We start from the raw sequence: 12,409 nt of genomic DNA on the forward strand, positions 1-12,409 counted from the left end.
GCGGCGTCAGGCGCCCAGCATCCGGCCGATCACCCAGCGCATCTGACCGGTCGCGTGCGCCACCGACCCGCTGGGCTGGACGAGGTGGGAGAGCAGCAGCCGGACGAACGCCTCGACCGCGACCGTCCACTCCGAGGGGGTCAGCCCGACGTCGGGGTAGCTCCGCGCGAGCAGGGCCGCCACGGAGTCGACCGAGCGCTCGAGCACGCCCTCGGGCCGGGTGGTCAGCAGCGGGAGGAAGTCGTCGCTGCCGCCCTTCGAGCAGCCGAGCGCGATCAGGATCAGCGGGTTGACCCTGGCGGCTTCGAGGGTCTGGCGGAACGCGGCGGTGACGCCGTCGACGGGACGGCCCGGGTGGGCGGCGACGACCTCGGTCACCCGCTCGGCGAAGCGCCCGGTTTCGCGCAGCACCAGCGCTTCGGCCAGCTCGGCCTTGGAGCCGAGTTCGTTGTAGACGGTCTGCCTGCTGACGCCGACGTGCGCGGCCAGCTTGCCCATCGTCACCGCGGCCCAGCCGTCCGCGGCGATGAGGACGGCGGCCGCGTCGAGCAGCCGGTCCCGGGTGCGCACCGGGGCGAGACGGGTGACGGCCTTCACAAGGGCAGCTTACCGACCGCTTGCGTTCGCCAGGCCGGGACCTTTTTTCGAAGCGTGGCGCAACGTTTACAAACCCGAGCGGGTTGTCTACGGTGACTCCCGCCTCGCCAGGAGCTTCTCGACCGAGGAGACCGCTCGATGCCCGTCGTCGATACCCCGTCGCTCGGCTCCCGGACGTCCGGGAGCGGGCCGGCGGCCGGCGTGCCGGTCCCGCGCTCGGTGCCCTCGCCCCGCATCCCGTTGCCCCGCCTGTCCGTGCCGACGCTCCTGCTGTTCGCCGGCGGTGCCGCGCTGTGGGCGACGGCGACCTGGCTGCTGCTGGCCGGGATCGCGCCGCCGGTGTACACCGTGCCGCTGCACGCGATCGTCACCTTCACGATGTTCACCGTGGCGCACGAATCCGTGCACCACGCCGCAGGAAAGCTGACATGGGTCAACGAGGTCCTGGGCCGGCTGGCGATGCCGTTCGTCGCGGCGTACTCGTCGTTCCCGCTGCTCCGGTTCATCCACAGTGAACACCACCGCAACACGAACGCGGACTCCCACACCGATCCCGACGCCTGGACATCGCAGGGAGCCTGGTGGTCGCTCCCGTTCCGCTGGCTCACCATCGACTTCTGGTACGCGCGCTTCTACAGCGCCCGCGTGCGCACCCGCCCGGCGCCGGAGCGGGCCGAGACGATCGTGCTGCTGTCGCTGGCGTTCGTCGCCGCCGCGACGCTGATCGCCTGCGGCCACGGCCGGGAACTGGTGCTGGGGTACCTGCTGCCGCAGCGGATCGGGCTGGCCGTGCTGGCGTGGTGGTTCGACTGGCTGCCGCACCACGGGCTCCCCGCCGCGAAGCCGCGCGACAAGTTCGGCACCACGCGGGTGCGGGTGGGGCTGGAGTGGCTGATGACGCCGATGATGCTGTTCCAGAACTACCACCTGGTGCACCACCTCCACCCCGCCGTGCCGTTCTACCGCTACCTGCGGGCGTGGCGCGACAACCGGGACGCCTATCTCGCCCGCGACGTCCCGATCATCACCGCGTGGGGCCGCGAGCTGACGCCGGCGGAGTACCGCGCCTGGCGGCGGCTGGCCGACGACCTCGGCGACCACGAGCCCGGCCCGGAGCCGCCGCCGGGCCCGAGCCGGTTCCACCGGCTGCGGGTGCGGGAGGTCCGGCCGCTGACCGCGGACGCCGTCGCGATCACCTTCGACGTCCCGCCGCACCTGGCGCCGGAGTTCCGGTTCTCGCCCGGCCAGCACGTGGCCGTCCGCGCGGTGGTCGACGGGCAGCCGGTGCGGCGGACGTACTCGATCTGCGCGCCGGCGGACTCGGGCGAGCTGCGGATCGCGGTGAAGCGGCGGCCCGGCGGCGCGTTCTCCGGCTTCGCGACCACGACGCTGGCCGCGGGCGACTTCCTGGAGGTCCTGCCGCCCTCCGGTGCGTTCACGCTCACCCCGGACCCGTCCCGGACCGCGCACTACGTGGCGCTGGCCGCGGGCAGCGGCATCACGCCGGTGCTGTCCATCGTGGTCAGCACGCTCACCGCGGAGCCGCACAGCCGGGCGACGCTGCTGTACGTCAACACTTCGGGCACGACGACCTTGTTCGCCGCGGAGTTGAGCGCGCTCGCCGAAGGGTTCGGCGGACGGCTGCACGTCGTCCACTACCGCACCGACGAGCGCGACCCGGACCTGCACGCGCACCGGCCGCGGCACTTCGACACGCTCGGCGAGGCCCTCGCCATTTCGCACGAGCGCTACCAGCGCGGACGGCTCGACGGGACGCGGCTGCGCGCGCTGCTGCAGAACCGGCTGCACCCGGCGAAGGTCGACGAGTGGTTCCTGTGCGGGCCGCGCGGCCTGCTGGAGATGGCCCGCCGCACGCTGGCCGACGCGGACGTCCCGGAGGAGAACGTCCACTTCGAACTCTTCCGCGGCGCGGCGCCCCTGCGCGACCCGGCGGGTACGCCGGCGAAGGTGGCGCTGACGCTGGGCGGCACGACGACGTGCGTCACGGCCGAAGCCGGGGAAACGGTCCTGGACGCGGCGTTGCGGGCCGGATACGAGGTGCCGTACTCGTGCACGGGCGGCGCGTGCGGCACGTGCCGGGCGACGCTGCTGCACGGGCAGGTGGACATGGACGTCCGGTACGCGCTGACCGAGGACGACGTCGCGGCGAACCGGATCCTGACCTGCCGCTCCCGCGCGACGACCCCGGAGGTCGCGGTCGACTACGACCGCCGCTGACCGGACGCAGTGAATGACTCATTCCTGGCGTCGGACGCAAGGAATGAGTCATTCACTGCAGGGGAAGCCCGGGTCAGCCGGTCCGGGTGGGGGCACCCGAGGGCGGGGTTCCCTGGCCGCCGCCCGGGGCTTGCGGCCCCGCTTCGCCGTCGGTGACCGAGGTCGCGGTCGCCGTGCTGCCCGACTCGGTGGCCACCACCGTGACCGTGTCCCCGGCCGCCAGGCCCGTCGCCTGGGCCGACGTGATCGTGTACGTCTTCGAGAAGCCGTCGTCGCTTTTGGCGGTCAGGGACGTCGCGCTCAGCTCCGTGATCTCGCCAGTCTGCATGATCTTCGTGACGTAGCCGCCGTTGCCGTCGGACGCCACGTACTCGCCGTGCAGCGCGCCGCCCAGGCCACCGCCCGGCATGCCGCCCGGGCCGGCCTGGGTGTCGGTGGCCGCGGACGAGGACGCGGCCCAGACCGCCGCTCCCCCGCCGGCCACGATCACCGCCGCGACGGCGCCCGCCGCGATCTTCTTGCCCGGCGACCACGCCTGCTTCGGCGCCGGTGCGGGCGTCGCGCCCCACGTCTGGTCCGGAGTGGACGGTGTGCTCATGAGTCGCTCCTCGCTGTTCGGATGAGTCCACCGTGGAGCCGCCGCCTGTGCACCGACTGTGGCCGCCCTCAGCCGTTCCTGTGAGCAGGGAACCGGACATCGGGCCACGGGCCGGTCACCGCACAGCCGCTTCACAGGCAGCGCACAACCCGCACACACGGCGCGGACGGACGCTGTTCCCATGGCCGCGCGCACCGTCCCGTTCCGTCCCCGCCGGGGACGGCTCTCGCTGCGCGCGAAACTGACCGGTTCGGTGGTCGTGCTGCTCACCGTGGTGTGCCTGATCGTCGGCGTGGTCAGCGAGTTCGCGCTCGACGTGTTCCTCACCCGCCAGATCGACCAGCAGCTCTCGGCCGCGGCGAACCGGTCGCTGGTGTTCGCGAGCAACTTCCGGCCGCCGGACGGCGGTCCGCCACCGCAGAACCAGGGCCAGCACCCGCTCGGGCAGAACGTCGGCACGGTCAGCGCCACCTTTTCGGGCCGGGACCTCGTGCGCGACGACAGCATCTCCGAACACGGCGGACGGCTCGTGCTCACCGCGGACCAGCAGGCGCTCATGCTTTCGGTGCCCACCGACGGCAAGCCGCACACCCTGTCCTTCGACGACCTCGGCGAGTACCGCCTGATGGCGCTGCCGGTCGCGGGGACGTCCGACGTCGTGGTCACCGGCCTGCCGATGAAACCGGTCGACGACACGCTGCTCACCGTCGGGCTGATCCTGTTCGGCGTGGCCGCCGCGGGCGTGCTCGGCGCGGCCTTCCTCGGCGCGTTCGCGGTCCGCCGCACCCTGCGCCCGCTCGACCGCGTCGCCGCCACGGCCGGGCGCGTCACCGAGCTGCCCCTCGACCGCGGCCAGGTGGCGCTGTCCATCCGCGTCCCGGAGGGCGACACGGACCCGCGGACCGAGGTCGGCCAGGTCGGCTCGGCGCTGAACCTGATGCTCGGCCACGTCGCCCAGGCCCTGGAAGCGCGGCACGACAGCGAGATCCGCGTCCGGCAGTTCGTCGCGGACGCCAGCCACGAGCTGCGCACGCCGCTGGCCGCGATCCGCGGGTATGCCGAGCTGGCCGCCCGCGGCAGCGCACTGGTGCCGCCGGACGTCGCCCACTCGATGAACCGGATCCAGTCCGAGGCCGTCCGGATGACGGCGCTGGTCGAGGACCTGCTGCTGCTCGCCCGGCTCGACGCGGGGCGCCCCCTCGACGTGCGCGACGTCGACCTCACGCGGCTGGTCGCCGACGCCGTCGGGGACGCCCGGGTCGCCGGCCGCCGGCACCGGTGGCTGCTCGAACTGCCGCCGGCCCCGGTGCTCGTGTTCGGCGACGTCCAGCGCCTGCACCAGGTGCTGGCCAACCTCCTGGCCAACGCGCGCACGCACACCCCGCCGGGCACCACGGTGGTCACGGCGCTGACGCGCTCGGCTGACGGCAGCGCCGTGCTCACGGTGACCGACGACGGCCCCGGCATCGCGCCGGACCTGCTGCCGGACGTCTTCGAGCGGTTCGCCCGCGGCGACTCGTCCCGCTCCCGCCACGCCGGCAGCACCGGGCTCGGGATGGCGATCGCCTCCGCCGTCGTCGTCGCCCACCACGGCTCGATCGAGGTGCACAGCCGGCCCGGCCGGACGGAGTTCGCGGTGCGCCTGCCCGTGGCCGTGCCCGCACAGCGGGTGCACAGCATCGGCACAACCCGGCCCCAGCTGGAGACCGGAAGCTGAGTCCATGACCGTTCTCGCGTCCCGCGAACCTGCCGTGACCTCTCCCGTTCCTTTCCGCCGTTCGTGGCACCGGCCGCTCCTGGCCGTCCTCCTGCTCGGCACCGCCGTGCTCTACCTGTGGGGCCTCGGGGCTTCCGGCTGGGCCAACGCGTTCTACTCGGCGGCCGCGCAGGCGGGTTCACAGAGCTGGAAGGCGCTGTTCTTCGGTTCCAGCGACGCGGCGAACGCGATCACCGTCGACAAGACCCCGGCCGCGCTGTGGGTGATGGGCCTGTCGGCGCGGCTGTTCGGCGTCAACGCGTGGAGCATCCTGGTGCCGCAGGCGCTGATGGGCGTGGGTTCGGTCTGGCTGCTGCACGCGACGGTCCGCCGCACGTCGGGCCCGGCGGCCGGGCTGGTCGCGGGCCTGGTGCTGGCCCTAATGCCCGCCGCGGCGCTGATGTTCCGCTTCAACAACCCGGACGCGCTGCTCGTGTTGCTGCTGGTCGCGGCGGCGTACTGCGTGGTGCGCGCGTGCGAGAAGGCGAGCCCCCGCTGGCTCGCGCTGGCCGGCGTCGCGGTCGGCTTCGGCTTCCTGGCGAAGATGCTGCAGGCGTTCCTGGTCCTGCCCGCGTTCGCGCTCGCTTACCTGATCGCTGCTCCCGTGTCGCTCGGCAAGCGGCTGCTGCACCTGCTCGGCGCGCTCGTCTCGGTCCTCGTGGCGGCAGGCTGGTACCTGGTGGTGGTCGCGCTGTGGCCGGCGGCTTCCCGGCCGTACATCGGCGGCTCCCAGACGAACTCGCTCTGGGAGCTGGTGTTCGGCTACAACGGCTTCGGCCGCCTCACCGGCGACGAAGTGGGCAGCGTCGGCGGCGGCGCGGGCCGCGGCTGGGGTTCGACGGGCCTGACCCGGCTGTTCGGTAGCGAAATGGCGGGCGGGATCGCCTGGCTGCTGCCGGCGGCGCTGGTGGCGCTGGGAGCGGGTCTGTGGTTCACCCGCCGGGCCCCGCGCACGGACGCCTCCCGCGCGGCCCTGCTGCTGTGGGGCGGGTGGCTGCTGGTGACGGCGCTGGTGTTCAGCTACATGAGCGGGATCATCCACCCGTACTACACAGTGGCCCTGGCCCCGGCGATCGCCGCGCTGACCGGGACGGCGGCGGTCCAGCTGTGGCGCCTGCGCGCCCACCCGGTGGCCTCGGGGCTGCTCAGCGGCGGTGTCGCGGTGACGGCGCTGACGGCGTACCTGCTCCTGGACTCGTCGTGGCAGCCGTGGCTGGCCCCGACGGTCCTGGTGGGCGGCCTCCTGGCGGCGGTGGCGCTGTTCTTCGCCACGCACCTGACCCGCGGGGCAGCGGCGGCCGTGGCCGCCTTTTCGCTGGTCGTGACGCTGCTGGGCACGGGAGCGTACACGGTGGCGACGGCGGCGACACCCCACAGCGGCGCGATCCCCGCGGCCGGGCCGTCGTCCGGCTTCGGCGGCCGGGGCCCCGGCGGCTTCGGCGGCCCGGGCGGCTTCGGCGGCGGTCGCGGCGGCGGCCCGGGAGCACTCCTGACCACGACGACGCCGGGCGCCTCGCTGACCGCGTTGCTCCAGAAGGACTCAGCGAAGTACACCTGGACGGCGGCCACGGTGCTGTCGAACGCGGCGGCGGGCTACCAGCTGGCTTCAGGGGCACCGGTGCTGGCCGTGGGCGGCTTCAACGGGACGGACCCGTACCCGACGCTGGCGCAGTTCCAGCAGTACGTGGCCGAGGGGCGGATCCATTACTTCCTGGGCGAGGGCATGACGATGCAGGGGTCGAGCGGCTCGGACGCGGCCCAGGAAATCGCCGAGTGGGTGGCGACGACCTATCAGTCGTCCACTGTGGACGGTGTAACGGTCGTCGATCTCACGGCGACCCGCTGAGCAGGCCCACCGACTAAAGCAGTATCCGGAGCCGTCGGCCTGGTCAAGGACCAGGCGGCTCCGGCACACTGAGAGGCGCCCCCGCCGGACAGGAGTTCCTGCAGATGACCGAGCCCTATGTACGGCCGGCCCGCTTCGCAGACCTGCTCCCGTTCGCCGCCGCCATCGACGATGGGAACTTCATCGTCGATCGCCTGAGGCGCCAGCACAACGGCCTCGGCGTGCTCTTCTTCGCCTGGCTCGGCACCCGCCCGGCCGGCGACGTCTACCTGTGGCTGGAGCAGGCCGAAGAGCGGCCGATCCGGCGGCACCTGCCGGGTGTCGCCCTGCTTACCCACCTTCAGGTCCACCCCGAACTGCGCAATCTTGGCGTCGGGGCGGCGCTGGTCGAGGCCGTCGAGCAGTACCTCGCCGAACGAGGCCGGGACCGGGTCGCACTCGGTGTGCGCACCGACAACCCAGCCGCGGCCCGCCTCTACACGCGGCTGGGCTATCGGGACTGGGGTCACGGCAAGATCGTCTGCTACGCGCGGGCGACCTTGCCGGACGGCCGGGTCCTGGAAGAGCCCGAGGACTGCTACGTGCTGGTTAAAGACCTCGTGCCGGTCACCCCCGCGCCCCGGACCGAGCCGAGGCCGATCGGCGTTTCGCGCGGGTGTTGAGGCCCGACTCCGCGAGGTGGTTGATCCCCAGGGTGGCGAGGGCTTTTCCGAGGTCTGGCCCGTTCCGGTGCCGGACGTCGAGCTCACGGACGTACTCGCCCCAACTGATCCGGTCCCGCTGCCAGGCGCGGACGTAGCGCACGCAAAGGTCCGCCGTGATCCGGTGACTGCGGCCGATCGCCGCCTTGAGCGCGGCGATGATCCTGGCCTTCTGGGCGGATTCGACGTCGGACTCCTGCACCCGCGCGATGGTGCTGCCGATGAGCTCGCGCCGATCGGGCAGGAACGCGTTCCAGTAGTCCTCGTCCGCCGCGGCGAGCCCGTCACCGCCGTCCAGCAGGCCGAACAGGCCCTCGGCGAGGGTGTCGCCCAGCTCCTCGCCACGTGCGCGCCATGCGTCGCGGAACGGATCGTAGAGATGTTGGACCGCCAGCCCGGTGACCGCCGAAGGCCGCATCTTCTCCCCGTCGAGCAGGAAGAACCAGTCTTCGTTGTAGATGTTCGGGAAGAACGAGTCGAACGCCGCCTTGCCCACCACGAGCGCACCGCCGCCGATGAAGGTGTCCTGCGCGGCCCCGATGTACCGGAGTGCGTGACAGACGACGGAGTTGTCCGGCATCCCGCCGTTGGCGAGCCCCACGACGGCGTAGTCGTCGAGGAGGCCGGCCGCCGTGGTGAGGTCCGCCGGGTCCGGCAGGGCGATGTCGTCGTCCAGGAAGAGGATGCGTTCCCAACCGGCCAGACGTGCGATGAGGAGGCCCAGGTTCCGCTTGAGACTTGTGTCCACCAACCGGTGCAGGTCGTTGCGCAGCAGCAACCTGTCCGTGGCGAACTCCGGCACGACCGAGTGGGGAAGCTGAGTGACGTCGATGGCGGTCACCGCCACCCCGGACTGCCTCGCTCGCGCGGCCGCCGAGACCGCCTCGGCCCGCAAGCTGCACAGAAGCAGCAGGTGGGCATCGAGGCGCCCCGCCGCTTCAATGGCCTGCAGCAGGTAGCCGGGCGGGCGGCCGTTGGGCACGATGATCGCGTCGAGACGCTCGTGCGCGGCACCCGTCGGGAAGGACGTCAGCAGATCCCGGTGCGAAGTGTGCTGCCGCGCGGTCATACGGGCCACTCGTGCAGCCGATTTTCCGGCAGCGTCCAGTCCGGGGTCAGTCCCTTGCCCTTGATCACGGGGACCCGACTGATGATGCTGAACGACTTCATCCCGGCGAACCTCGTCCGCAAGTAGTCGCCGTTGCGATCGCGGAACCTGCGATCGGTCAGCGCGCGGACCACGCCGAGAGTGCCACGACCGTACATACCATTGCACACGGTCACGGAGCGCTTCCGGTTGAACGGACTCACTCCCCGATAGAAATGTGCCACGTCTTCCAACAGGTGACCTTCGCTGTCCAGGAGAGGCGAGAAGAGCACGCTCCCGCCGTCACGCTCCACCCGGAAGCCGCCAGGGTCGCTGGTCGGAGCTTCGTCGGCACGAGCGACCTGTTCCACCGGCAGCTCCACGCGCTCGATCACGTCGCGGGTGACGGTGTTCCAGTCCACACCACCCAGGAGTACGAGGTGCGTGGTGTAGTCGTCGGGCGTCAGCTCCTCGGTCTTGCGGAAGCTGACTTGGTTTTCAGGATTTTTCGCCCGGATGTGCCCGTAGAGTTCGATCAAGGCGTCCGGATCGGCGTAAGTGTAGAGCGTGACGAAATCGGCACTCTCCGGATCCACGTACTCGAGGTGAACCCGCAGCTCACGGGGCAGTTCGGCACAGACGATGGTGACGTCCTCACCGGTGGGGTAGGTCCAGATGTCGGTCACCGAATTCACCGCCGCCTCCCGCCCCTCGCGCAGCCGCAGCAGCTCTTCCAGGAGCTTTTTGCGCTCGAACTGCTCCTCGTCCGTCAGATGATCGAGCGGGAGGATACGAACGCGGCCGCCTTCCAGGGAACGCCGGGTCGCGAACAAGGTCGCGTAGGATTCGAGCCGCTTGACCGGCGGACGGACGGGCTTCTCGACCTTCTCCCACGACGAGATCAGGGAGACGCTGACGTCACCGAGCGCCTTGGCGAGCTGGCTCTGCGTGAGGCCAGCATCCGGCCAGTGCGCCTCCCGGAGCTCCTTGAGACGGCGCGCTAGCGCAGGCCGCGGCGCGGCTGGGGACACGGATCCGCCACCCTTCAGGAAATTTCAGTACCGTGGGCGAGGGCACAGATACTACTCCTTGCGAGTCGAAGACCGATCGGCGGCTCGCTTCAGCTGGGACTGAACCGTTACCTCGCAGGAAATAACCATGCCCCAAACAGATAACACCCGATTCACCTCAGTTGTTCCAGGGCACTCCAGCACCTACAGTCAAGTCGACTGAACTTCAGTTTTCAATCTGAAGGCAGGAGCAGGCCATGAGTACTCCAGCGCACCACGTCCCGCTCCACCGCGTCATGGTGGCGGTCGACATCGCAGGCTCGACGACGCGGACGAATCCGGCCAGGGCCCGGCTCCGCACCGTCCTTTTCGAGCTGCTGGACGAGGCCTTCCTGGCCGGCGGGATCACCAAGAAGTTCCGCGACGGGTTCGTCGACCGGGGCGACGGCGCGCTGTGCCTGGTCCGGCCGGTCGACCAGGCGCCGAAGCCGGTGCTGCTCACCACCGTCGTCCCGACCCTGGCCGAACTGCTGGACAAGCACGCCGAGAGCCATCCCGAGCTCGCCTTCCGGCTCCGGGTCGCCGTGCACGCCGGCGAAGTGCACTACGACAGCCGGGGCCCGTACGGCGAGGACGTCGACATCGTCTGCCGCTTCGTCGACGCGCGGGAACTGCGGCGGCAGCTGAGCGTCACGACCGCCCCGCTCGTGCTCGTCATCTCCCCGGAGATGCACCGCTCGGTCGTCCGGCACGGCTACCCGGGGATCGATCACACCGCGTACTCCCAGGCGGTGCCGATCAAGGTCGGCACCCAGCGGCTCCGCGGATGGCTGCACACCCCCGAAGGCGCCGGGGGCCAGGAGGACATGACCGCGTAGCACGAAAAAGAGGTGGGGATCGTGGAACCGACGGGCTTCTGGGCCGACCTGGCCCCGGCCGATCGCCGCAAGGTGGCGGAATCCGCCACGCGGCGCTCCTACCGGCGCGGGCAGGCCGTGTGCCGGGAAGGCGACCTCTCCCGTGTCGTGCTGGTGCTGCTGTCCGGGCACGTGCGGATCGTCCACGGCACGCCGGACGGACGCGACGTCGTCGTCGGGGTGCGCGGGGCCGGGGACGTCATCGGCGAACTCGCCGCGATCGACGACCTGCCGCGCTCGGCGACCGTCGAGGCGCTGGACGAACTCGACGTGCTCGAGATCCCGGGCGACCGGTTCGCCGCCCTGTGCCGGACGCGGTCGCGGATCTCCTGGGCGCTGCTGCTCGTGCTTTCGGCGCGGCTGCGGTCGGTCGGCAGGCAGTGGTTGGACGTCGGCGGCGGGGCCGCGGCGCGGCGGGTGGCGGCGCAGCTCATGCAGCTGGCCGTCCAGCACGGGGTGCCGCGCGGGGACGACATCCGGATCGCCGTCCCGGCCACCCAGGCCGAACTGGCGATGACCGCGGCGATCTCACGGGAGTCGTGGGCGCGTGCGACGCGCGATCTGCGCCGCCGAGGGGTGATCAGCACCGGCAGAAGACAGGTGACGATCCACCGCATGGCCGAACTCCGACGACTGGCGAGCTGAATCCCGCGCTGTGTGTCAGCTGACACACAGGACTCGGCGAGCCGGAGGTTTCCTGGATCCACGGCAGAGGAGGGCTTTCATGGACCCCTACACCACTGCACCGGGCCGGAGCCGCTGGCGCCGGGGCGTCTACGCGGCCGGTCTCGTCATCCCCTTCACCGCGTCCCAGCTCTGGGCGCTGCTGGTGCTGTTGCGGCTCGCCCCGCTCGACGGGCTGGTGGGGCAGGCCTTCGTGCTCGTCCTGGTGGGCTCCGCCGTCGCGATCTGGGCCGGCTGGCGCTGGACCTGGCAGCTCGGCCGTGACCGCGAACCCGAGCCCGCCCCGAAGACGCGGATCCCGACATGACGTCCGGGCCGGTCATCGTCGCCGCCCTCGTGCTGGCTAGCGGTGCCGGACGTCTCCTGCGCCACCTCGGCGGCCTCTTCCGCCGCCGTCCGACCGAAAGGAGCACGGAAATGACCAGCTCGCCCCCGACCTTCCCATTGCGGATCTACCACTGGCGGTGGGAAATCCTGGCCGTGACGCTGCTCCCCTACGGCCTGGTGACCTTCGCGCTGTGGGCCGGCCCGCTGTGGGCGTCGGCCGTCCTCGCCACCGCGCTCGGGCTGGCGGTGCTGCGGCGCCGCCAGGTGCGCGCCCGGATCCACGCGATCCGCCTGCAGCACCGGCTGCGAGCGGTGTTCCCCCGGCTGCGCCTGCCCGGCGGCCGCCTCCCGGTGATCCTGTGGAGCCGCCCCCGCGGCGGCGACATCGTGGTGTCGCTGTTCGGCCGCGAGGCGTTCGAGCACCTGCACCGCAACCGCACGGTGCTGGCCGCCGCCTGCGGGGTGCCGGAGGTGTACGTCGACCGCCACCCGACGTACGCGAGCCTGGTGACGCTGACGATCAGCCCGACGGCCCCGAAGCGGGAACCGGGTCGTGCTTCTTTGCCGAGCAACGTGGTTCCGCTGCGCGCGCACAGCTGAGCACGCCCGCACAGGAACCGCACAGAGAGAACACACGATCACCAAAGC

Annotated in this window: 12 protein-coding genes; 8 read left to right on the forward strand and 4 right to left on the reverse strand. The window is 71.6% G+C overall.

Annotated elements, in window-relative coordinates; all coding sequences use genetic code 11:
* Nucleotides 1-6 precede the first annotated feature (6 nt).
* Complete coding sequence (locus ACFPLC_RS01310) at nt 7-597, reverse strand: TetR/AcrR family transcriptional regulator (RefSeq protein WP_378198328.1); 591 nt, start codon at nt 595-597, stop codon at nt 7-9.
* 138 nt (nt 598-735) lie between these two features.
* Here ACFPLC_RS01310 and ACFPLC_RS01315 point away from each other — a divergent pair, with 138 nt between their 5' ends.
* Nucleotides 736-2,835, forward strand: a complete 2,100-nt coding sequence (locus ACFPLC_RS01315) for a fatty acid desaturase (RefSeq protein ID WP_378198326.1) — start codon at nt 736-738, stop codon at nt 2,833-2,835.
* 73 nt (nt 2,836-2,908) lie between these two features.
* Here the strand turns inward: ACFPLC_RS01315 and ACFPLC_RS01320 are convergent, their stop codons facing one another.
* Entirely contained in the window at nt 2,909-3,433 is a 525-nt protein-coding gene (locus ACFPLC_RS01320; RefSeq protein ID WP_378198324.1) for a hypothetical protein, read from the reverse strand.
* A gap of 181 nt (nt 3,434-3,614) precedes the next feature.
* Here ACFPLC_RS01320 and ACFPLC_RS01325 point away from each other — a divergent pair, with 181 nt between their 5' ends.
* The 3 genes from ACFPLC_RS01325 to ACFPLC_RS01335 all read left to right on the forward strand — a co-directional run bounded on the left by ACFPLC_RS01325 (nt 3,615) and on the right by ACFPLC_RS01335 (nt 7,697).
* The gene (locus tag ACFPLC_RS01325) at nt 3,615-5,150 is read left to right on the forward strand and encodes a sensor histidine kinase (RefSeq protein WP_378198323.1); all 1,536 of its coding nucleotides are present in this window, start codon (nt 3,615-3,617) and stop codon (nt 5,148-5,150) included.
* 4 nt (nt 5,151-5,154) lie between these two features.
* Nucleotides 5,155-7,035, forward strand: coding sequence for an ArnT family glycosyltransferase (locus ACFPLC_RS01330; RefSeq protein ID WP_378235657.1), 1,881 nt, complete (start codon nt 5,155-5,157; stop codon nt 7,033-7,035).
* A 104-nt stretch (nt 7,036-7,139) separates the two neighbouring features.
* Nucleotides 7,140-7,697: a GNAT family N-acetyltransferase gene (locus ACFPLC_RS01335; protein WP_378198319.1), complete on the forward strand. Its 558-nt coding sequence runs from the start codon at nt 7,140-7,142 to the stop codon at nt 7,695-7,697.
* Here ACFPLC_RS01335 and ACFPLC_RS01340 read toward each other — a convergent pair.
* Together ACFPLC_RS01340 and ACFPLC_RS01345 are read right to left on the reverse strand one after the other, a co-directional pair.
* Nucleotides 7,642-8,805 carry a hypothetical protein gene (locus ACFPLC_RS01340; RefSeq protein WP_378198317.1) on the reverse strand — a complete coding sequence of 388 codons (1,164 nt, stop codon included), beginning with the start codon at nt 8,803-8,805 and terminating at the stop codon, nt 7,642-7,644. The genes ACFPLC_RS01335 and ACFPLC_RS01340 overlap by 56 nt on opposite strands.
* Complete coding sequence (locus ACFPLC_RS01345) at nt 8,802-9,854, reverse strand: helix-turn-helix domain-containing protein (protein ID WP_378198315.1); 1,053 nt, start codon at nt 9,852-9,854, stop codon at nt 8,802-8,804. The genes ACFPLC_RS01340 and ACFPLC_RS01345 overlap by 4 nt, the downstream gene beginning before the upstream one ends.
* A 236-nt stretch (nt 9,855-10,090) precedes the next feature.
* Here ACFPLC_RS01345 and ACFPLC_RS01350 point away from each other — a divergent pair, with 236 nt between their 5' ends.
* From ACFPLC_RS01350 to ACFPLC_RS01365, 4 genes are all read left to right on the forward strand, one after another.
* Complete coding sequence (locus ACFPLC_RS01350; protein ID WP_378198313.1) at nt 10,091-10,711, forward strand: hypothetical protein; 621 nt, start codon at nt 10,091-10,093, stop codon at nt 10,709-10,711.
* Nucleotides 10,712-10,732: 21 nt separating this feature from the next.
* Nucleotides 10,733-11,395 carry a Crp/Fnr family transcriptional regulator gene (locus ACFPLC_RS01355; RefSeq protein ID WP_378198311.1) on the forward strand — a complete coding sequence of 221 codons (663 nt, stop codon included), beginning with the start codon at nt 10,733-10,735 and terminating at the stop codon, nt 11,393-11,395.
* Nucleotides 11,396-11,474: 79 nt separating this feature from the next.
* A complete protein-coding gene (locus ACFPLC_RS01360; RefSeq protein ID WP_378198309.1) occupies nt 11,475-11,741 on the forward strand; it encodes a hypothetical protein in 267 nt (88 codons plus the stop codon).
* Nucleotides 11,738-12,361 carry a hypothetical protein gene (locus ACFPLC_RS01365; RefSeq protein WP_378235658.1) on the forward strand — a complete coding sequence of 208 codons (624 nt, stop codon included), beginning with the start codon at nt 11,738-11,740 and terminating at the stop codon, nt 12,359-12,361. The genes ACFPLC_RS01360 and ACFPLC_RS01365 overlap by 4 nt, the downstream gene beginning before the upstream one ends.
* Nucleotides 12,362-12,409 lie beyond the last annotated feature (48 nt).

It is taken from the genome of Amycolatopsis plumensis (assembly GCF_042652605.1).
Classification (GTDB): domain Bacteria; phylum Actinomycetota; class Actinomycetes; order Mycobacteriales; family Pseudonocardiaceae; genus Amycolatopsis; species Amycolatopsis plumensis.

What these genes read in the sequence shown, in the direction of transcription:
- ACFPLC_RS01330 (WP_378235657.1), top strand. Translation starts at nt 5,155, where the DNA reads ATGACCGTTCTCGCGTCCCGCGAACCTGCCGTGACCTCTCCCGTTCCT.
- ACFPLC_RS01360 (WP_378198309.1), top strand. Translation starts at nt 11,475, where the DNA reads ATGGACCCCTACACCACTGCACCGGGCCGGAGCCGCTGGCGCCGGGGC.
- ACFPLC_RS01325 (WP_378198323.1), top strand. Translation starts at nt 3,615, where the DNA reads ATGGCCGCGCGCACCGTCCCGTTCCGTCCCCGCCGGGGACGGCTCTCG.
- ACFPLC_RS01315 (WP_378198326.1), top strand. Translation starts at nt 736, where the DNA reads ATGCCCGTCGTCGATACCCCGTCGCTCGGCTCCCGGACGTCCGGGAGC.
- ACFPLC_RS01320 (WP_378198324.1), bottom strand. Translation starts at nt 3,433, where the DNA reads ATGAGCACACCGTCCACTCCGGACCAGACGTGGGGCGCGACGCCCGCA.
- ACFPLC_RS01340 (WP_378198317.1), bottom strand. Translation starts at nt 8,805, where the DNA reads ATGACCGCGCGGCAGCACACTTCGCACCGGGATCTGCTGACGTCCTTC.
- ACFPLC_RS01365 (WP_378235658.1), top strand. Translation starts at nt 11,738, where the DNA reads ATGACGTCCGGGCCGGTCATCGTCGCCGCCCTCGTGCTGGCTAGCGGT.
- ACFPLC_RS01350 (WP_378198313.1), top strand. Translation starts at nt 10,091, where the DNA reads ATGAGTACTCCAGCGCACCACGTCCCGCTCCACCGCGTCATGGTGGCG.
- ACFPLC_RS01335 (WP_378198319.1), top strand. Translation starts at nt 7,140, where the DNA reads ATGACCGAGCCCTATGTACGGCCGGCCCGCTTCGCAGACCTGCTCCCG.